Source organism: Azoarcus sp. L1K30, from assembly GCF_018122735.1.
GTDB lineage: Bacteria > Pseudomonadota > Gammaproteobacteria > Burkholderiales > Rhodocyclaceae > Parazoarcus.
Genome location: NZ_JAGRRD010000001.1, coordinates 2,962,999 through 2,987,272, shown reverse-complemented (window position 1 = coordinate 2,987,272; position 24,274 = coordinate 2,962,999). Strand labels below are relative to the sequence as shown.

The following is a 24,274-nucleotide window of genomic DNA, read 5'->3' as shown; positions in this document are numbered from 1 at the left end:
GCTCAGGCCGCTTCCGTTTCCTGCCCCGCAATGCGCACCCGGTTGCGGCCTTCTTCCTTCGCTGCGTAGAGCGCCTGATCCGCCCGTTGCAGGATGCGTTCAAGCGGATCGCCGGGCCCGGCCAGGCAGCCGCCGACGCTGACGGTTACGCCCGTGTCCTGGGGCAGTTCGAGCCTCGACTCGATGCTGCTGCGGATGCGCTCGCCGAGGACCGCGAGGGTGTCCAGATCGCACGGGGCAAGCAGGATCAGGAACTCGTCGCCGCCCCAGCGCGCCGCGCAGTCGTAAGGGCGCACACCGGCTGAAATCTGCTCCCCGACCTTCTTCAGGGCATCGTCACCGACCGAGTGGCCAAAGAAGTCGTTGATTTCCTTGAACTGATCGATGTCGACCCAGAGCAGGCCGAAGTGACTCCCTTCGCGTTCGGCGCGGCTGATTTCCTCGTTCAGGCGTTCGCTGAGGCCGCGACGGTTGAGCAGTCCGGTGAGGGGGTCCACGCTGGCGAGGTGGCGAAGTTCTTCTGTCCGGGCGGCCACCCGGGATTCGAGTTCATGCGTGTGTTCGCGCACCGAAGCGGACATGGCCTCGAAGTGCCCGGCCAGACGGCCGATCTCGCCCTTGGCCGGGGGCAGCGGCACAGGGTTGAGGTCGCCGTCGCGCACGCGCAGCATGGCATCCTCGAGTGCGGCAACCGGATTCAGCACCAGCCTGTTGAGAACGTAATTGAACAGCACGAGGGCGGCCAGCAGCGTGGCGGCAAAGATCAGCAGCACGCTGGAAAATCGCTGCAACGGCATCAGAACGTCGAGGTCGAGCAGCGTAACCTCGTACCAGTCGATCTCCGGCAGATAGGCCACACCGGCGAGATGGCGCTCGCCGTCCACCGTTACGAAGCGGCTGATCACGCGCGCGTCGGTCTCGCGTTCGGGCCCAGCGTCGGTGAGCTGTTGCATCGCGGCGCGCATGAAGGCACGGTCTTCGGCGTGGTCGAGAAGCTGGTCGATGGTCTTCTTTTCCCCTTCCGGCTTGACGATGCTGGCGAAGTCGATGAGTTTCGGGTCGCGATACAGCTGGATGGCTGCGTTGTGGTCGACGAACAGCGTGCTGACGCCGGGTTGGGCCTGCTGCACGATGTTGCGGATGAAGCGGTCGAGGTCGAGGCCGGTGCCCACCACGCCGAGGATGCGGTCGTCGTCGCGGATCAGGACATCGATCCAGAGCTTGGTCACCCCCAGTGCATGGTCCGGGTTCACATTCAGGTGAAATTCCCGGCCCTGGTTCATGATCTGGTAGAACCAGCTGTCGGCGGGTCTGTCGGGCTGCAGGTTGTAGCGCAGCTGACGACCGGCGAATTCGTTCTGGCTGTTGTTGTGGTAATAGGCTCCCGACCCGGCCAGCGCGACAAAGAAGCTGCCATCCTGGAAATTGCGGCGAAAGCTCTCCATTTCGGCGATCGCCTCTCGGGTCAGTTCCGGATTGTCCGGCTGCCTTGCCCAGCGAACGATCAGTTGCGAATGGGCCATCTGGCGTGACAGTGCGATCTCCCTGATCAGCGGCTGCATCAGTCGGGACGAGTCGTAACGTACCTGGGCCTCGGCCAGGCGAACCCCCCATTGCTCGACGATGCCTTCGGTAATGCGCTGAAATGCAAACCAGGTCGCCGTGGACGCGAGCAGAATCAGGGCGGCAGTAAGGATCAGGAAGCGTGGCTTCAGGTTCATGGCGCGGAAACCGCGATGGCGTGCTCGTGAGTGACCGGGCAAGTTAGCACAAACTGATGTAGGGACGAAGCCTCGGCCTGCTCGTTCCGGGCATCAGTCCCGACGGAAGGGCGATGGCCTGTGCCGTGTTTGTGGTCGTCAAAGGCCGCTCAGATCATGCCGCCATTGATCGAAATGACCTGCCCGGTGATGTAGCTGGCCTGTGGCGAGGCAAGAAAGCCGACCAGGTCTGCGACCTCCTCCGCGCGTCCCGCGCGTTTCATCGGCACCAGGCGGGCGATGGCCTCGGCATCGAACGCGGACTCGCTCATCGCAGTATCGATGATGCCCGGGGCCACCGCGTTGACGGTGATGCCGCGGCTGGCGAGCTCGAGTGCCAGCGATTTGGTGGCCGAATGCAATGCGCCCTTGGCCGCTGCATAGTTGACCTGTCCACGGTTGCCGGTGAGAGCCGCGATCGAGGTGATGTTGATGATGCGCCCCCAGCGTGTGCGGATCATCGGCAGGGTCAAGGGCTGGGTGAGGTTGAAGAAGCCGTTGAGACTGACGTCGATCACGCGGTGCCACTGTTGCGCGGACATGCCGGGAAAGACCGCGTCGTCGTGAATGCCGGCATTGTTGACCAGGATCTGGATCGGCCCCTCGGCAAGCAGCGCGGCAAGCGCGGTAGAGGTGGCGGCGGCATCGGTGAGGTCGAAGGTGACTGCCCGTGCCTCGCCCCCGGCTTGGCGAATGGCAGCCGCGATCTCTTCGGCAGCCTCGAGTTGGCGATTGGCGTGAACCAGCACGGCATGGCCGTCGGCGGCAAGGCGCTGCGCGATTGCGCGGCCGATGCCGCCACTGCCGCCACTGACGAGGGCACGAAGAGTCATGATGAGGCGTCCTGAATCAGTCTGTGAGCGCTGCCGTGCCGAGCACTACGGCTGCCCGCCCGTGTACCAACAGGCGGCCGGCGGCGGAAACGGAGAAAGCGTACAGCAGGGTGCGTGTGTCTGCGGAAAGACGCTCGGCGCGCACGTCGAGCGTGTCCTCGATGTCATCCAGGCGGTCGACCAGGCAGCTTACGCCGCGCGCGCTGCCCAGAAAACCTGGACTCGCAATGGCGGTCGCATCGGCCGAGGTCGCAAGCAGGGCACCATGCACGGCCATCGCCTGGGCCGCATACTCGATGGCGGTCAGCGCGCCCAGGCGCCCGTCGCTGCGCAGCGGATTGTCTGTGGCGAGGTGGCTGCGGCTGATGCAGTGGATGTGCTCCGCGTCCCAGGCCTCAACCGCGTCGAGCAGGCACATGCTGCCGCGATGCGGGATGTGCGCCGCAATCCAGTCACGGTCCGGTCGCGCGGTGCTCACGCGGACAGGCTCACATCGAGGCGCAGGTCGTCGAGATAGTCGAGTACGACCGTGCCACTGCGGTCGCGTGCGAGCAGCTCGAGCAGGGGCAGACCACGGGCGGCGGGGATGCTGCTGCGCACCGCTTCCATGGCGGGGTCGGCCATGAGGTCCGCCGCGGCATCGCAAAACCCGCCAAGTTGTACGCGCGGCCCCGCGTTTGCGGCCGGATCGAGCAGCAGCGCCATGGCAAAGGCGTCGCTGACCCGGCGTGCCGCCGCCAGGGGTTCGGGGTAGGGGTGGTCGTACACCACGAGCAGCACGGGGCTTTCGAGCGCGTGCGCCAGCGCAAGGGCTTCGATCAGTCCGGCGGCCAGGCTGCCATCGTAGGCCGAAACGATGGTCGAGGTCGCCATTGCGCCGGTGGCGATGCCCCAGTATCCGGCGGCGGCGTTATTGACCGAATTGTGGAAGCGCGTCGGTGAAATCCGGCGGTCGTCGCCGGCCAGCGCCTCGCAGATGGCATGGCAGTTGGCGCCGTCGCCGCCGGCCGAAGCAAACACCGTGGCCAGCTGCGACGCGTCGGCCCCGGCGGCGTGCACCGCCTCGGCGCCGGCACAGAGGGCGAGCTTCACCACCGCGCCCACCCGGCGGCGCTCCGCGGGCGGCAGCATGTCTGGGTTGGGAACGCGTGTGGGGGCCGGCACCCAGGGGGTGTCGCCGGCAAGAACGGCGCGGGCTTCGGGCCAGCTGCCAAAGCCGGGGCCGATTACGCCGAGGGAGCGGACACTGGCGGACAATCCGTTTGTACTCATCGCGCACGCCCCTCCGCCCGCGACAGGACGAGACTGCAGTTGGTGCCGCCGAAACCGAGGGAATTCGACAGTACATGGCGCAGCGCTGCCCGCTGCGGCGCTTGTCGGTACGCAATATCGATGCCCGGGTCCAGGCTGCGGGTGCCGGGGCTGCCGGGAATCAGGCCTTCGCTCAGCGCCAGCGCACAGAACACCGCTTCGAGCCCGCCCGCGGCGCCCAGCGTGTGCCCGGTGGCGCCCTTGGTCGAACTGGCCGGCGTCGCGCTGCCGAACAGCCGGCTCACGGCCGCGCCTTCGGCATCGTCGTTGCTCGGTGTGCCGGTGCCGTGCAGATTGATGTAGTCGATGTCGGCGGGGCCCAGTCCGGCGCGAGTGAGAGCCTGCTCCATGGCCAAGCGCGCGCCGAGGCCTTCCGGATGCGGTGAGGACATATGGTGGGCGTCGCTGGATTCGCCATAGCCGCTGAGAAGGATCGCTTCGGCGGGCGGGTGCGCCGGCGCGCGCTCGAGCAGGGCAAAGGCGGCGGCTTCGCCGATGGAAATGCCTGCGCGATCCGGGTCGAACGGGCGGCAAGGCTCGGGGGATACCAGCTCGAGGGAATTGAAGCCATACAGTGTCGTCAGGCACAGCGAATCGACACCGCCGACGACGGCCGCATCGATCAGTCCAGCGTCGAACAGGCGTGCGGCGCTGGCGAAGACTTTGGCGCTCGACGAGCAGGCGGTGGAAATCACCCAGGCGGGTCCGCCGGCACCGACTGCGTGGCGGACGAACTCGGCAACCGAAAAAACGTTGTGGCTGCCGCGGTAATGGAATTCCGGCGGCAGTGCGCCGCTGACCGGATTGCGTCGCCGATAGGCAAGTTCGGTGTCGAGGATGCCCGAGGTGCTGGTGCCGAGCAGCACCGCCACGCGTTTCGCACCGTATCGGCGCACTGCATCGATTGCAGCGTCGATGAAGCCGTCCTGGCTCAGTCCAAGCAGCGCCAGGCGGTTGTTGCGGCAATCGTATTCAGCTAGCGCGGGCGACAACATGACGTCGTCCAGCGCCTTGATACGACCGATCCAGGTGTCGAGCTCGACGGTCTCGAAATCGCAGTGTCGCAGGCCGCTGCGGCCATCGGCGAGCGCGGCGCGAGTGGCGTCCACCCCGTTGCCGATGCAACTGCTGGCGGTGTAGCGGGAGATAAGCAGAGGTTTCAACGCACTGATCCGGTGGGATATGAACGGATTCTAACAAACCGCCGGCGTCAGGCGCTGCGGCGGGCGAGCAGCAAGGTGTTGGCGAACGGCGTTCCGGCATCCATTGCCTGAGACTGCACGGTGAAGCCGAGCCGCTCGAGCTGGGCGCGCCATTCGGCGGCCGGACGGCAGTGAAGGGCGCCGAGGCGGTGGCCGCGCATGCGGCAGACCAGGCGGTCCACCCAGGTACTGAGCACGAAGGGCAGGCCCGCAGCGGCATCGCCCACACGCATGATCAGCAGGCCGCCGGGCGCCAAGGCGTCAAGCACGCGTTGCAGGAGCGCATTCTGCGCGGGTGTCTCGATGTAGTGCAGCGCATCGAGAATGACCACGACGTCGATCTCGCCCAGTGCCACGTCGCGGATATCGCCCTGCTCGACGATGGCGCCCGGCGGCTGCACCCGGGCCGCGCGTTCGACGTCGTGCGGCATGAGCTCGATGCCACGGTAGGTGGCCAGGCACGGCGCCGCGGGCCAGTCCGCGGGCCAGTCGCCCGCGGCGTGCAGGCTGGATGCGGCAGTGATCCAGTTCGACAGCAGGCCGATGCCGCAGCCGAGATCGACGATACGCGCCCGCGAAGGCAAGGCACCCGCGGCCAGAAGGCCGAAGAACACCGGGTCGCGAGCGAGCTTGCCACGGGCAAAATGCCATGCGAAGCGCCCTGCCTGTCGGTAGGGCGCAGCAGCAGCCTCGATCAGGCGCGAGCGGAAGGCGGTGCTCATTGCAGCGCCTGGCGCAGCGTGACGGGGCGCAGCCCGGCGGCACGGATGGCGTCGAGCAGCGGCGGCAATACTTCCAGGATGACTCTGCGCTTTTCCGTCGTCCGTGCGCAGTGGCCGTCATGCAGCAACAGGATGTCGCCGGCGGCCAGATTGCGGGTGAGGCGGGCGAGCACCTTCTCCGGCCGGCTTTCGCGGGTGTCGAAACCGCGTCGGGTCCAGCTTGCGAGTTGGAGCCCGAGCCCTGCCAGCACCGGCTCCAGGAAGGGATTGCGCAGGCCCGCCGGGGCGCGGAAAAAGTGCGGTGGGCTACCGGCTAGGACGCCAATCTGCGCCTGCGCCTCGGCCAGCTCGCGGTGGATACGTCGCGGCCCGAACAGGGAGAAGTGGTGGCGGTGGTGGTGCGAGTGGTTTTCCACCGCGTGGCCGCGGCGCACGATTTCGGCGATCAGGTCCGGGTAGGCGGCAGCGCGCTCGCCGATGCAGAAAAAGCTGGCACGTGCACCATGCCGGTCGAGCAGGTCAAGTACTGCGGGGGTGACGGCGGGCTCGGGTCCGTCATCGATGGTGAGGGCAATTTCACCGCGGGCGATCGAGCGTGGCGGCAGGCGGGTGAGGTTGGGGCCGAGGAGCCGGCTTCGGGGCCACAGTCCGGCTGCGGTCAGTGCGAGATGGCTGATCACCACTGAGCCCAGGGCCCACGGCCAGCTCTGCGGCCATGACAGGCAGGCGGCAAGCGCGCCAGGATGCAGGATCAGGGCGGCGGAGATCAGCGGAGTGGGCCGCCATCGGCGGCTGGGTCGGTCATTCATATGGGCGCAATTGTAACCGCGCGGGGGGGCGGTCCCGCTTCTGCGCCCCGCCGTCGCGGGGCATCGAGTGTCATGGCGGCGTCGGTTCAGCCGCCTGGCGGTAGTGGGCGACGGGCGCTGAGCATGGCCGAGAACAGCAGGGCGAGGATGGCGCCCGGGCCGACGGTGATGCCGATTGCCTGCAATACCGGCACCTCGGAAAATGCCAGCAGTCCGAATCCGGCGACGGTGGTGAGGTTGGCGAACAGCAGCGACGCCAGTGTGGCGGGGCTGGGCGCGGCACCGTCGCCATTGCCGTTGTCGAAGAACAGGGCGTAGTTGGAGCCCACGGCGACGATCAGCAACAACCCGATCAGATGCAGCAGGATCAGCTGCTTGCCCGCCAGGATCAGCGCGGCGACGACCACCAGGATCGAAGCGGCCAGCGGCAACGCGACGCGGACGACGCGCATCGGACGCCGCAGAAAGACCAGCAGCAGGACGAGAATGGCAAGCACGCCGCCAAGAGAGAGCTGGATGGCTTCGCCCAGATAGCCTCGGTAGAGTGCGTCCGATTCGTGTTTGAGGTCGAGAAAGCGTGGCGGGGGGCTGGTAGCCGGCAGCGCAACGGTGGCCAGTTCGGCGCGGACTGCGTCGGCATCGATCAGCCCGGCCTGGCGGCCGGTGGTGGGCGCACGCAGCGGAAGCAGCGCGCGCGCGCCGTGGGCGGAGTCGAGCAGCATCGCATCGACGGCAAGCGCAAGCGACGTTCCCGCCATCGAGGCACGATCGAGCAATGGACGCTGGCGTGCGGCGTCCACATCGTCGACGAAGGCTTGCAGGCGTTTGGTCCGCAGCGGCAGGCCGGTACTGGCCGCCTGCAGGCGGGCGGCGAGCGCTTCGCGCGGCGGCAGGCTGGCGAGGCGGGCGCGCTGGATGGCCTGGCTGGGAAGATAACGCGCAGGGCTGTCCCAACCGGCAATGAGATGTGCATCCTGCAGCCGGTTCAGCGCCGGGGCCAGGGCTTCGGCGGCCTGCAGCGCCGCCTCGGTATCGCGGCCATCGATCACGATCAGGTAGCGCACGTCGGGGGCGCCCAGCTCGCTGCGCAAGCGCTTGTCCAGCGCCTGCGCGCTCGCCGGCACCGGGCTCAGCGCGAGCAGTTCGCCGTTCCAGACGCCCTGACGCTGGTTCGCGATCAGCGCCAGGCTGCTCAGCGCAAGCGTGATCACCATCCAGCGCAGGCGGGTGGCGGCCGCGACCAGTCGCGCGAGCCGATGCCCGAGCGCGCTCACGTCGCGCAGGCGGAAATCGGTCGGCAGCATGGCGGGGAGCAGATAGCGGGTCATCAGGGCGGCGGCGACGAGCCCGGCGAGGGAATACAGTCCGAGCTGTGCGAGGCCGGGAAAGCCCGAGGCCAGCAGCGCAATGAAGCCGCAGGACGAGGTCAGCAGGCCGATGCGGATGGTGGGCCAGAATTGGCTCCGGCGCTCCTTCGGCTGGCCTTGCTGCACGAAGAGGTAGATGGCGTAATCCACCGCTTCGCCGATGAGCGTGGTGCCGAAGCCGAGCGTGAGGCCGTGGACGACGCCGAAGCCCAGGCTGACCGCGGCGATGCCGGCCAGCGTGCCGGTGACGACGGGCAGCAGGCCGAGCAGCAGTACCGGCAGCGAACGGTAGATGATGAGCAGCAGGATAATGATGAGGCTGCTGCCGATGACTGCGATGCGGGTGACTTCATCCTTTATGGTGGCGCGCGACTGCACCGAGAAGACCCCGGGGCCGGTCATCGCCAGCTCGACCGCCGACCCCGCGCCGTGGCTGGCGACTGCTTTGGCGAAGGCCGCGCGGATGGCGTTCATCGCATCCTCCTGGGCGTCGATGTCGGCGCCGGAGGCCCGGCTCATGGCCAGTAACAACGTGGTGGCGCCGTCCTGTGAGACCCAGACGTCGCCCTCGCGCCGAGGCTGTTCCGCGCTGTCGAGTGCGCCGAGCAAATTCATCAGCTCGCCAGTGGGGTCGCGCGCAAGCAGCGGTTTGGCAACGAGTCCGAGCGGCGACGCCAGCAGCCTGACCGTGTCCTGCAGGGCAGTGTGCAGGCCGGCGACGGTAAATCGCTCGCCGTTCACTGCGGGGCTGAGCGCATAACGGTTGTCGAACAGCCAGCGCCGGTCGGCTTCGAGGTGAACTGCCTCGCCATTGTTGATGGCCGAGAATCGATCATCGGCGCGCAGGTCGGCGGCCATGCGTCGCGAAATCGCACTGCGTTCGGCGCCGTCGCCGCCGGTCAGGCCGATCAGCGTCAGGCGCGACACCATACCTTCGCGCAATTGATCGACCAGCAGTTGCTGTTCGGGCGTGGGGCTGCGTGGCAGGAAGACCGACATGTCGGCGGTGAAACTGGCGCGACTGACGATGAGCAGCAGCACGCCGACGATCGCCAGCCACGACAGGAAAGCGGACAGGCGCGAGTGCACGCTCATCGCACGGCTGGCCCGATGCGCATTTCGGTGCGGTCGCCGTCGGCCTGCAGGATATCGACGCGGCGTACCTCGCCGCCGTTGCCGCTGATGCCGATGCGCAGCACGACCTTCGTCACCGCAGGATCGGAGGGCAGCAGCGTGAGCGTCCATTGTGTGGTGCTGCCTGACAGCGACAACGCGTAGCTGCGCTCAAGCGTCTTGCGATCGCCGGCAAGGGTGGCGCGGATGCTGCCGATCAGTGCGGCCACTTCGGGGTAGTCGTGCAGGCGCAGGGTGTGGGTCTTGCCCTCGCGGCTGAGGGTCAGGGTGTCGCCATCGAGCACCATGGATTCGGTGACCGGTGTCCTGGTGTGGCGTTCGAGTGTCGACGGGGCACGGTAGACCAGTTCGCCGGTGATGCTCAAGGGTTGATCGAGCATCGCCAGATGGCGGGTCTCGACAAAGGGCACCCGTCCGCCGCGGTTGGCCGCCAACGCCTTCATCAATTCGGCGATGTCCCAGCCGGCCGCACTGGCGTGATTGGCCAGAAGGCCGAACAGAAGCGCGATCAGGCGTGCGTTCATGGTGATGGGGAGGCTTCGGCCGGGCCGAAGTCGTTCCAGAAGTCAAAGAAATTGAACCAGTTCGACGGCGCATCGCGGCAGCAACGCTCGAGCGCAGCAGCATAGTCACGCATGGCCGCAGCGATCGCCGCATCGCGCTCGCGGCGCCCGATCTGGCTGAAGTCGGCGATGGGCTCGAAGCGAATCGTGTAGCGGTTCCCCCCATGGTACAGGCCGGCCATGAAGATGATGCGGGCGCCAAGCATCGCCGCCATGCGAAATGGACCGAGTGGAAGATTGGCGGTGGTACCGAGTACGGGAATGGGCACGCGGGCTTCGTCGCCCAGTCCACGATCGGCCAGGACCCCGACCAGGGCGCCCTCCTCGAGCCGGGCACGAACCCTCAGCATGGCGTCGAGCTTGCCGAGCGCAATCACCTCGGGGCGTGCGGAGGGGTTGAGCGCGGCCAGCAGGGCATTGATCCTGCGTGCGTTGTCTTCGAACATGGCAAGCACGACCTTCAGTCCGGGCTGGGTTCGACCCACTGCCCGAATCACCTCGAAGCTGCCCACATGAGCGCCGAACAACAGCGCGCCACGACCGCTCGCGACCTGTTCGCGGATCAGCGCTTCGCCCTCGACACGGATATCGAACAGGTCGAAACGGTCCTTGAGCAGATAGACACGATCGTGAATGGTGGCGGCAAAGCTGAATATCTGGCGATAGCCGTCGCCGATGCGTGGCCGGCGATCGAGCGCGCGCGGCAGGTAGGCACGCATGGCGCGGCGGGCCGAAGGCGCGAACAGGAAAAAATATGCGGCAATCAGGTGCAGCAGTGCGCGCCCCGACGGACGGCCGAGGCGCAGCGATAGCCAGGTCATCAGGCGAAGCATGGCCATGTTGCTGCGTTCGGGGCGCCGAATCCACTCCGCACCGGCCACCGCGTTCGTCCGCTCCTGGCCTGTCTTGGGTGTGCTCATCGGTCGTCGGCGCGAGGGGGATGGCCCGGCGTCAAGGTGCCGCTGGCCACGGCAACGCCGTCTACAGTCTCGATGGCGAAGGCGATCGCACCGTGGGTGGCGGCGGGCTTCCAGCGCAGCACGACGGATTCGCCGGGACCGACAGGGCGGACGAACTTGACTTGGCCGACCTGCCACCGCGGGCGATCCAGGCCGAGTGCCGCAGTCAGCGCACGGGCGACCTCGTCGAGGAGCACCACGCCGGGCACGATCGGCCGCCCGGGGAAGTGGCCCGCAAAGGCCGGGTGCGCCGGTGCGATGTGGAGTTCGCGGCTACCCGGCGTCATGCGTCACGCCCCGTTGTGTGCGATAGGTGCGCAGCAGCGCTTCGCAGGTGTCGCGCGGCAGCTTGCCCGTGGCGTTCCTTGGCAGGGCATCGAGAAAGATCAAGGGACGCGGCATGAAGGCAGGGTCGATGCGTTCGCGCAGCGCCGCGCGCAGCGTCGCGGGGTCGAGGCCGGGGGCGACGACGAAGGCCGCCAGGCGGGTGATGTGCCCGTCACGTTCGCCGTCGGGAAGGTGGAAGCTGCCATCGCGGACGCCGTCGATGCTCACGAGCTGCTGGTTGAGGTAGCCGAGTGAGCTGCGCTTGCCGGCGATGTTGATGATGTCTGCATTGCGCCCCTTGAGGCGGAAATGCGCTGCGTCGAGCGGCTCGATCACGTCGGACATCGGCACCGCAACCTCGATATGGCCACCGTCGGCCCAGGTCTGGTCACCGCGGGCCTCGAGGCGAATGCCCGGGAAGAGCGTCCATTCCTCGCACAGTGCGCTGCGCCGGGTGGCAATCTGGCCGGTTTCGGTGGAGCCGTAGATCTCGAGCAGAGGCGCCTGCAGGCGCGCTTCGGCAGCCTGGGCCAGGGCCACCGGCAGCGGGGCCGTGGCTGATACCACCAGGTCGACCGGTGTCAGTGCGACGCCCTCGTCGAGCAGTGCGCGCAGATGAAAAGGCGTGGTAATCAGGGCCGCGGGAGGCAGTGTGTGTGCCATGGCGGCGGCGATATCCGCCGCGTAGAAGGGGCGCCCTGCATCGAACGCTGCGCCGTTCTGCCAGGCGACCAGTACGCTGGATTCGAAACCGTACATGTGTTGCGGCGGCACGGTCGCGATCAGCGTCAGCGGACGCCGCGCATCGAGCCCGAGCGCAACGCCTTCGGCACGGACATTGACGACGAGCCTGCCCCAGGTCTTGCGATGCGGCACGGGTGTCCCGGTGGAGCCCGAGGTAAACACCCAGGCAACCAGCTGCGCTGCATCCAGCCGGGGGACGGCGGGCATTGCTCCGACGACGTCCCCCGCAGCACACAGGGCGGGAAAGCGCACAGCGGGAAGGGAATGGTGTGCGGCGTCGGCGTCGCTCAGGATCTGGCAATCGGGTGCGAATGCCGCCAGCTGGCGAAGCGTTTCCGGGGTGTAGGTCGAGGGCAGCAGGCTGATCTTGCCGGCGATCATGCTGGCGGCAAGGCCCACCGCGAAATGGTAGCGATCGGCGCACACATTGAGGATGTGGCCGCACTCGGGCAGGACCGCGATGACGCGATCGATGTCGGCCAGAAAGCGTTGCAGGCTGATCGCTTCGCCGTGGCGGCGGGCGATGACGGCATCCGGGGCCGTGTGTGAAACGAGGGGGAAGCTTGGCACGGCGCGGGCTCAGGCGGTGGGCGGCGTGATGCGGCGCGAGGTTTGGAGGCAGGCACGGACCGAATCGACCAGCCCGGTGCGCAACGTCGGCGGCAACACGACGCTGCGGATGGCGAACTCGAGTGCGAACACCGCGGCGACCAGGATGGGGGTCAGCACGTTGATCAGCAGCGACCAGGCTGGCATCGGACCGGTGAAGAACAGCAGCGCGGAGGTGCCGGCCATGGCGACGAAGAACACGCTCCATGCCACCGTGACGCGGCGTGTGTAGCGCTTCAACGCCGGTGCCAGTTCATCGCCGTGGATGACCTGCGCGAAGCGGGTGACCATCGGCACCGCGTCTTTGGTCAGCGTGCGGCCGAAGCCGATGGCGAGTAGGGAGAAAGTCCCGCAATGCTGGATGAAGTAGATCCATTCGAAGCGCGACTCGACCAGCGGCCAGTTTCGCCACAGCAACATGGACAGCGCACTCCACAGCGCCAGCGCCAGCGCACGACGGGCGCTGCGCAGCGCCAGCCCGAGGGCGATCGCCATGTAGGGCACGATGGCCACCAGCGCACCCAGCGTACTGGGCTCGTCGGGGGCGGTGGTGAAATGGGCGAGCAGCAGATAGGCGCCGAATGCAACGGCCAGCAGCACCGCGCGAACAAGTCGCATGCCGCGGGGCATCAGGATGTCCGGTTGGCCGCGATGTAGTCGGACAGGCTGCGCAGCGAGGAGAAGATCGTCAGGTTATCCTCGTTGTCAGCCCGCAGCGAGAAGCCAAAACGCTTGGATACCACCAGCGCGACCTCAAGGATGTCGATGGAGTCGAGTCCGAGCCCTTCGCCGTACAGGGGGGCGTCGGCTTCGATCTCGCCGGGGGCGATTTCGAGGTTGAGGGCGGAAACGATCAGCTCCGCGACTTCAGTCAGCAGTGCGGCATCGGCGGAGGAAGGGGTCGTGTCGGTCATCTTGGATCAACTGGCAGAAGCGGTCGGGCTAGCGGGCAGCGGTAAGCACAAAGGCAGAATGTTAACTGGCGTCTGCCGCCAACGGTGAATTTTTGCGCTCGTTTGCGATTTGAAACGCGCAGTCGACGCCGTCGCCGTGGATGAGGGGCCAGGCGTCACCTTGTCGCGGCGCGTTCGGCCTTGTCCGCGATTGTGCTGCATTTTCCCCTGCAGGTGGCGAGGGTATCGGTGGCGGAGGATGGCGGAATGAACTTCAGGCCGGGGCGAAGGCTCGAAGCCATCGACCTTCAACTGGGGAGTCTTCCATGAACATCCCGCTCAACGAGCAACGCAACGTTGTCGCCCGCCTCATCGCCTTTACCCTGATCTCGGACGGCGAACTGGCCAGCCGCGAGGTCGATGCGCTCGACCGCCACGAGATTCCGGCCCTTCTCGGCATTCCGCGTGACGTGCTGATTCAGGCCGTCGTCGATCATTGCCAGCAGTTGCTGGCGCGCGGTGGCCCGGCCGAGTCGGTGCGCGTGCTCGATCTGGAGCAGGTCGAGCACATGCTGGATCGCGTCACCGATCCGTCGCTGCGCGAGCTCGCCTGCCAGGCCATGCTGGTGCTGTCCAAGGCGGACGGTCGCATCACGCTGCCCGAGCAGACCCTGTTGCGTCACGCGCTGACGCGCTGGAACCTGTCACTGTCGGCGCTTGGCGCCCAGCCTTGAGGGGGCCGCTTCAGGCACAGGACACATTGCCCGGAAGGTGGCGGATGTGAACGGCAAGCCAGATCGTGTCAGGGGTCGTGGCGTCGACGCGGTGGCGGCAGCGCGCCGGTATCGTCACCCAGTCCCCTGGCGCCATCGACATGCTGCGCCCGTCGTCAAAGACGAGTTCGGCCCTGCCACGAACGACCATCACCCATTCATCATCGGGTTGGTCGTACCAGAAGCCCGGCGGGCTGGCGCAGCCGTGGGATACGATGCGTTCGATACAGGTCGTATCGGATTGAAGCAGCGGCAGGAAGCGCTCTGCACTGTCCGGCCCGTCGGCATCGGCAAAAAGGTTGCCGCTGGCCGATGGCAGGGACTTGCTGTGCGTGGTTCGGTCGGAAGTCATAGGGCGCAGATCGGTTGAATGGGCCCCAGCCTATCCCGATCAGGGGCCGGAAACCAGTTCGATCGTGTCGCGCTCCATCGCACGACCTTCGGCCGAGAGCATCGTTCGCTCCATCCTGACGTAGCGCTTTTGCTCCGGCGCGTACCAGATCAGGAAGTGGATCCGGACCGGCTCGAGGGCGGCGATAGTGCTTGTGCCGGTCGCATGGCGCGAGGCCCAGGCTTCGATCTTCCAGGCATTGAAGCGGCCCGCGGGCACGCTGACGCGATCCCGTTCGAGAACTTCTGCCGTCGAGTACCAGCCGTCCCAGTTGCCGTCGAGTTCGGGTGTGGAAAAGCCCTTCCACGTCTTTCCGTCCTGGAGCGATGCGAAGGCACCCAGGTATGGGCTGAATTCGCTGCCGAGTCCGCCGGTGTGCGTGATCCGGGGTTCGTCGCCCACCCATCGCGAGCGGGCGCCGGCGGGGCCGGAGGTGGGGGCGGACTCTTCCATGTGCTCGACGACCGCATTGTCGCGGACGGTATCGACGGTCACGGTCACCGTGCGCTTCGGGCTGGTGGCCCAGCGCCCGCTGGTACGGTAGGTCCAGCGCTCTCCCGGCTGGGGTAAGTGTGATGCCGCCGCGGCAGATGGCGCAGGACGCGGCCTGACGACGGCAGGCTGCGGGCTCTCGGCTGGCTTGGACGCGGGCTGGGGAGTGGGCTGGGGCGTGGGGCGCACGGGTTGCGGCGCGGGCGTCGCTGCTTGGGGCCTGGTGGATTCAGCGGGACGCGTCGCGGGCTTGGGGCGTGCTTCTTCCCGAGCACGTCAGATGTGTGTAAGAGAGGGCAGCAGGAGGCTCGGCTGGCGCCTGTGCGGCGCTGGGCGGCGTGGCAGGTGTGGCTGCGGGCGTGCTCCCCGCGCTCGCGGGCGATGCAGGCGCTTCCGCGCTGGCCAGCTGGGTGGGTTCGGTGCGGCTGCCGCGCTTGGCCTCCGATTCGGTCGGTGCGGTCGATTCGGGGGCGCTGGTGCTCGAGGGCGACACCGGCGCGGTGGTGTGCTGGCCTGGCCACAGCAGCCATGCGCCTACAGCCAGCACGCAACACGCGGCGGCGACGATTGCCGGCAGGCGCCAAGCCGGTCTGCCGCCGCCGAAAATGCGCTCGAGCGCCTTCAGCACCTCTCCGGTCGAGGCTTCCCATTGTTTGTGATTGATCTCGATGGCCTGGCGTCTGGCCAGCGCCTTGAGGTCGGGCGGGAGTGCGTCCTCGGGCGGCATTTCCGCATCATTGACCAGGACCGGCAGCACGCGGATCTTCCTGCGCAGCGCGGCGGCGGTCTCGAGACGGACGAAGTCATGCGTATCGTCGATGCGCCGCGCGCCGCCGGTGTCGTCGCCGAGCCATTTTGGGCCGATCAGGACGATGAGTACCGTGCACGAGGCAACTGCGGCGTCGATGGCGTCGACGAAGTCGGTGCCCGGGTCGATGCCTTCGACATCCATGAAGACGCGCTCGCGCCCGAAACGGGCGGCGAGCCGGTCGTACAGGCGCCCTGCGTAACCTGATGAGTCTTCGCGCCGATAGCTGATGAAGATACCGTCCATGCGCAGCTCCCGTTGGCGGGGCGAGGCCTGCGACGCATGTCGGTCGACTAGCCTGCTGCACTAAGCATAGTCGGGAAACGGCGGTTTGTTGCGGTGCTCAGCCGCTTTTCTTGACGTCCACAAGGGGAACGACACCGGCAAACTCGAAGCGCTTGCGCCCGGCTTCCATCTCGGTGAGCGGCTCGCAGGGCTTGAGTGTGGCCAAGCTGCGCACGGTCAGATCCTGGTAGCAGCGGGTGCCGTCTACCTTCCAGTTCATTTCCTGTTCGGTCAGGTCGCGCATGATCTTGGCGGGCATGCCGGCGACGAGTTTTCCCGCCGGGATCTCCATGCCGGCCTTGACGAAGGCACAGGCGGCGACGATGCTCGATTCGCCGATGCTGGCGTTGTCCATGATGACGGCGTTCATGCCGATCAGGGCGTTTCGGCCGACGCGGCAGCCGTGCAGCACGGCGCCGTGGCCGACGTGACCGTCGACTTCGATCACGGTGTCGGTGCCGGGGAAGCCATGCATGACGCAGGTGTCCTGGATGTTGCTGCCTTCTTCGAGCACGATGCGGCCGAAGTCGCCGCGCAATGAGGCGAGCGGGGCGACATAGCAGCGCGCACCGACGATGACGTCACCGATCAGCACGGCATCGGGATGGACGAAGGCGGTGGGGTGGATGACGGGTTTGAGACCGTCGATTTCGTAGCAGGGCATTGGGTGTCTCCTGGTCTCGGCTTCTGCTCTTATTTGCGGCAGTAGTGGATTGTTGCTTGTGTTGGTTCGTGCCTGGCGCTCAGCCGCGGCGCGGGCGGTCCGTCGGCGCCTGCTGTCGTGGCCTTCGGCTGCCCTCGCTGCGAACCTGCGCGGGGGAGGCGATGCAAACTCGCCCGGCTGCGCCGGACTCAGACATGCATCGCCTTGTTTCCCCCGCGCAGGCCCGCAACTCGGCACGACAGAAGTTGCCGCCGGGCCGCCCGCGCCACGGCTGGGCGCCGTGAGCGCGGGTTTGTGATCCGGGAAAAAGCGAAAAACCTGAAGCGCTAAATGCTCAGACCCGGTTCGCCGTGGTGTTACTCGACATGGTAGCGTCGTTGCACGACGCGGAAACGGTTGGCGACGAAGGCGCTGTCCGAGTAGCTCGCGTTCGCGGCCGGGTTCATGCCCACGCCGTGGTAGTCGGAGAAGGCCGAGGACTGGTTCACGAACACACCGCCGGTGAGGTTGATCGACAGGGCCACGCCGGCACGCAGGCTGGCGTCGGTCATGGCGTCGATGACATCCTGCTTGCTCGAGTACAGGCCGACGGTGAGTGCGCCGTGTTCCTTGACGATGCGTTCCGACAGCGCGACGGCTGCAGCACCGTCGGCCACCTTGACGACGAAGCTGACCGGGCCGAAGCGCTCCTCCATGTAGCTCTTCTCGTCGGCGGCGTCGCAGGTGAGCAGCACCGGGGTGCGGACTTCGGCCTGCGGGAAGTCGGGGTGATCGACCTTCTTCGAGGCCAGCACGACCTTGCCGTATTCGCCGGCTTCTGCGATGCGATCGAGGGTGGCTTCGGACTGGATGGCGCCGAGCACGGCGGTGGCCACGGCCGGGTCGGTCAGGAACTTGTCGATGGCGGCGCCGAGATCGGCAGCGACTTCGTCGAAGGACTTGTGGCCCAGGTCGGTGTCGATGCCGCCGGCCGGCACCAGGATGGCCTGGGTGGTGGTGCACATCTGGCCCGAATACAGGCTCAGCGTGAAGGCGAGGTTGCGCAGCATCGCCTTGTAGCTGTCGGTGGATTCGATGACGACGTTGTTCACGCCGGCCAGCTCGGCATACACCTGGGCCTGGCGGGCGTTGTCGATCAGCCACTGGCCGAACACGTTGCTGCCGGTGAAGTCGATCGACTTCACTGCCGGGTGGGTGGCGAGCGCCTGGGTGGCGGCACGCTTCTCGACCACGGCCAGCGACACCAGGTTGGGGTCGAGGCCGGCTTCGCCCAGCACCTCGCGCGCGATCTTCACCGTCATCGCGGCAGGCAGGATGGCGTTGCTGTGGGCCTTGATGATGACCGGGTTGCCGGTGACCAGGGTGGCGAACAGGCCGGGGTAGGTGTTCCAGGTCGGGAAGGTGCCGCAGCCGACGACCAGGCCGACACCGCGGCCGACGATCTCGTAGTGCTTCTTCATCTTCAGCGGCGGGTTCTTGCCCTGCGGCTTTTCCCAGATGGTCTCGGCCGGTACGCGGCTCATCTCGTCCCAGGCATAGGCGACGGCCTCGAGGCCGCGGTCCTGTGCATGCGGACCGCCGGCCTGGAAGGCCATCATCCAGCCCTGGCCGGTGGTCATCATCACCGCGTGGGCGATTTCGAAGCTGTGCTTGTTGAGGCGGTCGAGGATTTCGAGGCAGACGCCGACACGACCCTGCGCGCCGATCTTGCGCCAGCCTTCCATCGCGCTTTGTGCGGCCGCAATCAGGGCTTCGGGGTCGCATACCGGGTAGCGCACGTCCAGCGCGACGCCGTAGGGCGAGCGCTCGGAGGCCGCCCAGCCGGTCTGGCCGGGCTGATCGAGGGCGAATTCCTGGCCGAGGCAGGCTTCGAATGCCTTCTTGCCGTCGTCGGCAGCCGTTTCCCCATATGCCTTGGGGCTGGGCATCTCGGGGAAGGGCGTCCAGTAACCGCGGCCGTGAATGGCTGCGATGGCTGCGTCCAGAGTGGCCTTGTGCTTGTCGAACAGCGGGTGGGTCATGCCTTGTCTCCTCAGATTATCGGGGTCGCCGGTTCTTGCCGTGCGGGTTTATCGCGTGCTGCTGTTGCAGGAAAAGTGCAAGTGGAAAAAGCTTGTCTTTTGATCTGGATCAAGATTACTATTGATTGACCGGTCGGTCAAACAGCGAAAAACAGCGAAAGATCGACGCCGGGCGAACAGCCGGCACAGAATCAAGTCCCAGCGTGCACCAGTGCGCGGGCGAAGACAAGGACAGGAGGAGACAAGATGAATGCAGCAAGCGGCTTCGGTGAAACCATTCGTCTCGAGATTGAAGCAGGCGTGGCAACACTGATCCTGAACCGGCCGGACCGGCTCAACAGTTTCAATGACCAGATGCACGGCGAGATGCGTGCGGCGCTGGCCCAGGTGCAGGCGGGACGCGCGGATGGGTCGGTGCGGGTGCTGCTGATTACCGGGGCCGGGCGCGGTTTCTGCGCCGGCCAGGACCTGTCGGACCGATCGGTTGCCGCAGGCGGTGAAGCGCCCGATCTCGGCGCCTCGGTGGAAAAGAACTACAAGCCGCTGGTGCTGACGCTGCGCGCACTCGAGATGCCGGTGATCTGTGCCGTCAATGGCGTCGCCGCCGGCGCAGGTGCCAACCTTGCACTGGCCTGCGACATGGTGTTTGCCGCGCGCTCGGCGAGTTTCATCCAGGCATTCTGCAAGCTCGGTCTGATTCCGGATACCGGTGGTACCTGGATTCTGCCGCGCCTGCTCGGCCCTGCGCGGGCAATGGGCCTGGCCATGCTGGGAGACAAGGTTTCCGCCGAGCAGGCCGAAGCCTGGGGGCTGATCTGGAAGTGCATGGACGACGACGCGCTGCTGCCTGCGGTGCAGGCACTTGCCGCACAGATGGCCAAGGGGCCGACCTTCGGCTTTGCCCAGACCAAGAAGGCGATCTGGGCCAGCTCGACAAACGATTTCGACACCCAGCTCGATCTCGAGCGCGACATGATGCGCGACTGCGGCCGTTCGAACGACTACCGCGAAGGTGTTGCTGCCTTCATGGAAAAGCGTTCGCCTGTCTTCAAGGGGAACTGAGTGGCCGCGCTCGACAGGAAGGTGAAGGTGCTGGTCATCGGGGCCGGCGCCATGGGTGCGGGTATTGCCCACGTCGCGGCGCTGGCCGGACATGCGGTGTATTTGTACGACACCCGCGTCGAAGCCATCGACAAGGGGCTCGGCGGGATCGCCAAGGATCTCGAGTTTCTGGTCTCGAAAGGCAAGCTGGAAGCGGCTGAGCGTGATGCGACCATGGCGCGGCTGACGGCAGTGACGGATCTGGCTGCCGCCAGCGATGCCGGTCTGGCGATCGAGGCCATCGTCGAGAACCTGGAGATCAAGCAGAAGCTGTTCCTGCAACTCGAGGAGCTGCTCGGGGCCGAGGCCATTCTGGCGTCGAACACGTCCTCGCTGTCGATTACCGCGATGGGCGCGCCACTTGCGCGCCCCGAGCGTCTGGCCGGTGTGCACTTTTTCAACCCGGCGCCGCGCATGAAGCTGGTCGAGATCGTCTCCGGCCTGGCGACCGATCGTGAGGTGGCCAATACCCTGTATGCCACGGCGAAAGCCTGGGGCAAAGTGGTCGTGCATGCGAAATCGACGCCGGGCTTCATCGTCAACCGGGTGGCGCGCCCTTTCTATGCCGAAGGCTTGCGGGTGCTCAACGAATGTGCGGCCGAGCCGGCCACCATCGATGCTGCGATGCGCGAATGCTGCGGTTTTCCGATGGGACCGTTCGAACTGATGGATCTGATCGGTCACGACGTGAATTACGCGGTGACGCGCTCGGTGTTCGACGCCTATTTTGGCGACAAGCGCTTCACGCCCAGCCTGATTCAGCAGGATCTGGTGCTGGCCGGACGGCTCGGGCGCAAGAGCGGGCGCGGTTTCTACGACTATGGCGCGGGAGCGGAAAAGCCCCTCGCCAGGACCGAGGCAAACGCGAGCGCCGAGCGCAGTGTGACCGCGGTCGGCAGTCTTGGTGTGGCCGAGCCTCTGGTGGCGCGGCTGGAGGCTGCAGGCGTCGGCGTGACCCGCAAGGCGGCGCCAGCCGGCGAGGCGGGCTGGCTCGAGATCGGGCGTGGCAGGCTGATGCTGAGCGATGGCCGCACCGCGACCTGTCGTGCTGCCGAAGAGGGGCTGAGTAATCTGGTGCTGCTCGATCTTTGCCTCGACTACGCCACCACGCCGCGCCTGGTGCTGACGCGCAATGACCACTGCGGGCTTGGCGCCTGGAATGCGGTGGTCGGCACCCTGCAGCAAGCGGGTGTGGCCGTGTCGCGCATCGATGACATCGCCGGCATGATCGGGCTACGTACCGTCGCCATGCTTGCCAACGAAGGTGCTGACGCGGTGCTGCAGGGCATTGGCTCCGCAGCCGACATCGATCTGGCGATGCGTTTCGGTACCAATTACCCGAAGGGGCCGCTGGCCTGGGCCGATCAGCTTGGTGTGCGCCTTGTCGCCCGCGTGTTGCGCAATCTGGGCGCACACTACGGCGAGGAGCGCTACCGGGTTTCGCCGCTGATTCTCAGAATGAGTCATTCCGGAGACAGTTTTCATGACTGAAGTGAAGCCGCGCGACCTGAGTGCAGGTCTCGACCCCCAAGCCTTGGCCGAACGTGTGCGCGATGGCATGTACGAGCGCGACCAGGCCGCACGCGGCCTGGGCATGGCCTTTCTCGATGTCGGGCCAGGGCGCTCGACCCTGACCATGAGCGTGCGCGAGGACATGCTCAACGGCTTCCGCATCTGCCATGGCGGCTTCATTGCCACGCTGGCGGACACCGCCTTTGCCTATGCCTGCAACAGCGGCAATGAGCAGACCGTGGCGTCGGGCATCAGTGTGGACTTCATGGCGCCGGGTCGCCCGGGGGATGTGCTGACTGCGGTGGCCACCGAGGTCTTTGCCGCCGGACGCACCGGCGTGTATGACATCAAGGTGACGAACCAGAAGGCGGAGCTGATCGCGGTCATGCGTGGCAAGTCCTATCGCATGAAGGGGCGGCCGGTCATCGAGCTTTAGGGATTGCAGGTCCTGGAACAATTACAACAACACCAGAACGAAGTCGGAATCAGAGGAACAGGAGACAAACATGCCGGTAAATACGTATTCCCCGCCCGAACTCGAGCCGATCGAGAAGGCCAGTATCGATGAGTTGCGTGCGCTGCAGCTCGAGCGTCTGAAATGGAGCGTGCGTCACGCCTATGACAACGTGCCGCATTATCGCAAGGCGTTCGACGACAAGGGTGTGCATCCGGATGACCTGAAGACGCTCGAGGATCTGGCCAAATTTCCATTCACCACCAAGCACGATCTGCGCGACAACTATCCCTTCGGGATGTTTGCGGTGCCGATGAACAAGGTGGCGCGAGTGCATGCCTCGTCGGGCACGACCGGCAAGCCGACCGTGGTGGGCTACACGCTGAAGGACATCGATACCTGGGCCAATGTGGTGGCGCGCTCGATCCGCGCCTCGGGAGGACGTCCGGGCGACATGGTGCATGTGTCCTATGGCTATGGCCTGTTCACCGGTGGCATGGGCGCGCACTACGGCGCCGAGCGCCTCGGCTGTACGGTAATCCCGATGTCGGGCGGACAGACCGAGAAGCAGGTCCAGATCATCCAGGACTTCAAGCCCAGCATCATCATGGTGACGCCGTCCTACATGCTGACCATCCTTGACGAGATGGAAGCGCAGGGCATCGACCCCAGGGAGACGTCCCTGAAGATCGGCATTTTCGGCGCCGAACCGTGGACCCCGGCGATGCGCCTGGCGGTGGAAGCCCGTGCCGGCATCGACGCGGTCGACATCTACGGTCTGTCCGAAGTCATGGGGCCCGGCGTGGCCAACGAGTGTGTCGAAACCAAGGATGGCCCGACGATCTGGGAAGACCATTTCTACCCCGAGATCATCAATCCGGAAACGGGTGAAGTCGTGGCCGACGGCGAGGAAGGCGAACTGGTATTCACCTCCTTGTCCAAGGAAGCGATGCCGGTGATCCGTTACCGCACCCGCGACCTCACCCGCCTGCTGCCGCCGACCGCCCGCAGCATGCGCCGCATGGCCAAGATCACCGGGCGTTCGGACGACATGCTGATCATTCGCGGCGTCAATGTGTTCCCGACCCAGATCGAAGAGCTGATCTGCAAGATGCCGAAGCTGGCGCCGCAGTACCTGCTCGAAGTCGACAAGAGCGGGCACATGGATACGCTGACGGTGAAGGTCGAGGTCAATGCCGAAGCCAATGTCGGTCGCCATCCCGAACAGAAGGAGGCGCTGGCCAAGGAGCTGACGCATCACATCAAGGCGCTGATCGGGGTGTCGTGCAAGGTCATCGTCGGTGAGCCGTTCTCGATCGAACGCGTCACGGTCGGCAAGGCCAAGCGCGTGATCGACCGCAGACCAAAAGAATAAGCAGCGAATCTCCCTCGCCGGGCGATCCAGCACCGGCGTTTGTGATCCCCCACAAGGAGTCCGACATGTATACACAGTCTCTCAGCATTCCCGACGCCGAAGCCAAAGGCCCGCGCAAGGTCGAGAACCCCGAATACCTGGCCGAGTTCAACGCCAAGATAGACGCCGGTGGTTTCATCGAGGCCAAGGACTGGATGCCCGAGGCCTATCGCAAGACCTTGATCCGCCAGATCAGCCAGCACGCCCACTCCGAGATCGTCGGCATGCTGCCCGAAGGCAACTGGATCACCCGCGCACCCAGCCTCAAGCGCAAGGCCATCCTGCTGGCCAAGGTGCAGGACGAAGGCGGCCACGGCCTCTATCTGTACGCCGCTGCCGAGACGCTCGGCGTGTCGCGCGACGAGCTCACCGAAGCCTTGCTGTCGGGCAAGGCCAAGTACAGCTCGATCTTCAACTACCCGACGCTGAACTGGGCGGATATCGGCGTGATCGGCTGGCTGGTCGATGGCGCAGCGATCATGAACCAGATCCCGCTGTGCAAGTGCAGCTACGGCCCCTATGCCCGCGCCATGGTGCGGGTATGCAAGGAAGAGTCTTTCCACCAGCGCCAGGGCTATGACCTGCTGCTGCAGATGATGAAGGGCACGGCGGAACAGCGCGAGATGGTGCAGGACGCGGTCAATCGCTGGTGGTGGCCGTCGATCATGATGTTCGGCCCGCACGACAAGGACAGTGTGCATACCGATTCGGCGCGCTGGGGCATCAAGCGCATCTCCAACGACGACCTGCGGCAGAAATTCGTCGACGCCACGGTCAAGCAGGCCGAGGTGCTCGGCGTGAGCCTGCCGGACCCTGCGCTCAAATGGAACGAGGCGCGCGGCCACTTCGACTTCGGCGCCATCGACTGGGACGAATTCTGGAACGTGGTCGGCGGCCATGGACAGTGCAACGTCGATCGTCTGGCTGCGCGCAACAAGGCCTGGGACGAGGGCGCATGGGTACGTGAAGCCGCAATCGCACACGCCGAGAAAACGGCCGAGCGTGAGAAGCAGGCGGCGTGAGCGTTTTCTCCCTCCCCTTCAAGGGGAGGGCTGGGTGGGGATGGGTTTCGAGGGCTCGCCACAAAACCCATCCCCATCCTGTCCTTCCCCTTGAAGGGGAAGGG

At 66.2% G+C, this 24,274-nt stretch carries 25 protein-coding genes; 6 read left to right on the top strand and 19 right to left on the bottom strand.

Annotated elements, in window-relative coordinates; all coding sequences use genetic code 11:
- Positions 1-2: 2 nt before the first annotated feature.
- From J5J83_RS13810 to J5J83_RS13745, 14 genes are all read right to left on the bottom strand, one after another.
- Positions 3-1,721, bottom strand: a complete 1,719-nt coding sequence (locus tag J5J83_RS13810; protein ID WP_212350053.1) for a GGDEF domain-containing protein — start codon at positions 1,719-1,721, stop codon at positions 3-5.
- A gap of 149 nt (positions 1,722-1,870) precedes the next feature.
- Complete coding sequence (gene fabG, locus J5J83_RS13805) at positions 1,871-2,593, bottom strand: 3-oxoacyl-ACP reductase FabG (RefSeq protein ID WP_212350051.1); 723 nt, start codon at positions 2,591-2,593, stop codon at positions 1,871-1,873.
- Between the two features lie 16 nt (positions 2,594-2,609).
- Positions 2,610-3,071 (bottom strand): 3-hydroxylacyl-ACP dehydratase, encoded by a 462-nt coding sequence (locus J5J83_RS13800; protein ID WP_212350049.1) that lies wholly within the window; start codon positions 3,069-3,071, stop codon positions 2,610-2,612.
- The gene (locus tag J5J83_RS13795; protein WP_212350047.1) at positions 3,068-3,865 is read right to left on the bottom strand and encodes a beta-ketoacyl synthase chain length factor; all 798 of its coding nucleotides are present in this window, start codon (positions 3,863-3,865) and stop codon (positions 3,068-3,070) included. Before J5J83_RS13795 ends, J5J83_RS13800 begins: the two co-directional genes overlap by 4 nt.
- Complete coding sequence (locus J5J83_RS13790) at positions 3,862-5,067, bottom strand: beta-ketoacyl-[acyl-carrier-protein] synthase family protein (RefSeq protein ID WP_212350045.1); 1,206 nt, start codon at positions 5,065-5,067, stop codon at positions 3,862-3,864. Before J5J83_RS13790 ends, J5J83_RS13795 begins: the two co-directional genes overlap by 4 nt.
- 47 nt (positions 5,068-5,114) lie before the next feature.
- Positions 5,115-5,828, bottom strand: coding sequence for a methyltransferase domain-containing protein (locus J5J83_RS13785; protein WP_212350043.1), 714 nt, complete (start codon positions 5,826-5,828; stop codon positions 5,115-5,117).
- A complete protein-coding gene (locus J5J83_RS13780) occupies positions 5,825-6,637 on the bottom strand; it encodes a polysaccharide deacetylase family protein (RefSeq protein WP_212350041.1) in 813 nt (270 codons plus the stop codon). Before J5J83_RS13780 ends, J5J83_RS13785 begins: the two co-directional genes overlap by 4 nt.
- Before the next feature lie 86 nt (positions 6,638-6,723).
- On the bottom strand, positions 6,724-9,099 hold the full coding sequence (locus tag J5J83_RS13775; protein WP_212350039.1) for an MMPL family transporter: 2,376 nt from the start codon (positions 9,097-9,099) through the stop codon (positions 6,724-6,726).
- Positions 9,096-9,662, bottom strand: coding sequence for a LolA-related protein (locus tag J5J83_RS13770; RefSeq protein WP_212350037.1), 567 nt, complete (start codon positions 9,660-9,662; stop codon positions 9,096-9,098). The genes J5J83_RS13775 and J5J83_RS13770 overlap by 4 nt, the downstream gene beginning before the upstream one ends.
- On the bottom strand, positions 9,659-10,621 hold the full coding sequence (locus J5J83_RS13765; RefSeq protein WP_249115719.1) for an acyl-CoA synthetase: 963 nt from the start codon (positions 10,619-10,621) through the stop codon (positions 9,659-9,661). Before J5J83_RS13765 ends, J5J83_RS13770 begins: the two co-directional genes overlap by 4 nt.
- A complete protein-coding gene (locus tag J5J83_RS13760) occupies positions 10,618-10,947 on the bottom strand; it encodes a beta-hydroxyacyl-ACP dehydratase (RefSeq protein WP_212350035.1) in 330 nt (109 codons plus the stop codon). The genes J5J83_RS13765 and J5J83_RS13760 overlap by 4 nt, the downstream gene beginning before the upstream one ends.
- The gene (locus J5J83_RS13755; RefSeq protein ID WP_212350033.1) at positions 10,934-12,301 is read right to left on the bottom strand and encodes an AMP-binding protein; all 1,368 of its coding nucleotides are present in this window, start codon (positions 12,299-12,301) and stop codon (positions 10,934-10,936) included. Before J5J83_RS13755 ends, J5J83_RS13760 begins: the two co-directional genes overlap by 14 nt.
- A 9-nt stretch (positions 12,302-12,310) precedes the next feature.
- Positions 12,311-12,970 (bottom strand): hypothetical protein, encoded by a 660-nt coding sequence (locus J5J83_RS13750; protein ID WP_212350031.1) that lies wholly within the window; start codon positions 12,968-12,970, stop codon positions 12,311-12,313.
- On the bottom strand, positions 12,970-13,254 hold the full coding sequence (locus J5J83_RS13745) for a phosphopantetheine-binding protein (RefSeq protein WP_212350029.1): 285 nt from the start codon (positions 13,252-13,254) through the stop codon (positions 12,970-12,972). Before J5J83_RS13745 ends, J5J83_RS13750 begins: the two co-directional genes overlap by 1 nt.
- 305 nt (positions 13,255-13,559) lie before the next feature.
- Between J5J83_RS13745 and J5J83_RS13740 the strand changes: the two genes are divergently transcribed.
- Positions 13,560-13,967 carry a hypothetical protein gene (locus J5J83_RS13740; protein ID WP_212350027.1) on the top strand — a complete coding sequence of 136 codons (408 nt, stop codon included), beginning with the start codon at positions 13,560-13,562 and terminating at the stop codon, positions 13,965-13,967.
- A gap of 10 nt (positions 13,968-13,977) precedes the next feature.
- Here the strand turns inward: J5J83_RS13740 and J5J83_RS13735 are convergent, their stop codons facing one another.
- The 5 genes from J5J83_RS13735 to paaN all read right to left on the bottom strand — a co-directional run bounded on the left by J5J83_RS13735 (position 13,978) and on the right by paaN (position 18,667).
- On the bottom strand, positions 13,978-14,358 hold the full coding sequence (locus J5J83_RS13735; RefSeq protein ID WP_212350025.1) for a cupin domain-containing protein: 381 nt from the start codon (positions 14,356-14,358) through the stop codon (positions 13,978-13,980).
- Positions 14,359-14,397: 39 nt separating this feature from the next.
- Complete coding sequence (locus J5J83_RS13730) at positions 14,398-15,078, bottom strand: hypothetical protein (protein WP_212350023.1); 681 nt, start codon at positions 15,076-15,078, stop codon at positions 14,398-14,400.
- Positions 15,079-15,118: 40 nt separating this feature from the next.
- A complete protein-coding gene (locus tag J5J83_RS13725) occupies positions 15,119-15,943 on the bottom strand; it encodes a toll/interleukin-1 receptor domain-containing protein (protein WP_212350021.1) in 825 nt (274 codons plus the stop codon).
- Positions 15,944-16,040: 97 nt separating this feature from the next.
- A complete protein-coding gene (paaY, locus tag J5J83_RS13720) occupies positions 16,041-16,646 on the bottom strand; it encodes a phenylacetic acid degradation protein PaaY (protein WP_212350019.1) in 606 nt (201 codons plus the stop codon).
- Between the two features lie 356 nt (positions 16,647-17,002).
- Positions 17,003-18,667 (bottom strand): phenylacetic acid degradation protein PaaN, encoded by a 1,665-nt coding sequence (gene paaN / locus J5J83_RS13715; RefSeq protein WP_212350017.1) that lies wholly within the window; start codon positions 18,665-18,667, stop codon positions 17,003-17,005.
- Positions 18,668-18,913: 246 nt separating this feature from the next.
- Between paaN and paaG the strand changes: the two genes are divergently transcribed.
- From paaG to paaA, 5 genes are all read left to right on the top strand, one after another.
- Positions 18,914-19,729: a 2-(1,2-epoxy-1,2-dihydrophenyl)acetyl-CoA isomerase PaaG gene (gene paaG, locus J5J83_RS13710; RefSeq protein WP_212350015.1), complete on the top strand. Its 816-nt coding sequence runs from the start codon at positions 18,914-18,916 to the stop codon at positions 19,727-19,729.
- The gene (gene paaH, locus J5J83_RS13705; protein ID WP_212350014.1) at positions 19,730-21,259 is read left to right on the top strand and encodes a 3-hydroxyacyl-CoA dehydrogenase PaaH; all 1,530 of its coding nucleotides are present in this window, start codon (positions 19,730-19,732) and stop codon (positions 21,257-21,259) included.
- Positions 21,252-21,716: a hydroxyphenylacetyl-CoA thioesterase PaaI gene (gene paaI / locus J5J83_RS13700; RefSeq protein WP_212350012.1), complete on the top strand. Its 465-nt coding sequence runs from the start codon at positions 21,252-21,254 to the stop codon at positions 21,714-21,716. The genes paaH and paaI overlap by 8 nt, the downstream gene beginning before the upstream one ends.
- Before the next feature lie 70 nt (positions 21,717-21,786).
- Complete coding sequence (paaK, locus tag J5J83_RS13695; RefSeq protein WP_212350010.1) at positions 21,787-23,109, top strand: phenylacetate--CoA ligase PaaK; 1,323 nt, start codon at positions 21,787-21,789, stop codon at positions 23,107-23,109.
- A gap of 65 nt (positions 23,110-23,174) precedes the next feature.
- The gene (paaA, locus tag J5J83_RS13690) at positions 23,175-24,170 is read left to right on the top strand and encodes a 1,2-phenylacetyl-CoA epoxidase subunit PaaA (RefSeq protein WP_212350008.1); all 996 of its coding nucleotides are present in this window, start codon (positions 23,175-23,177) and stop codon (positions 24,168-24,170) included.
- Positions 24,171-24,274: the final 104 nt, after the last annotated feature.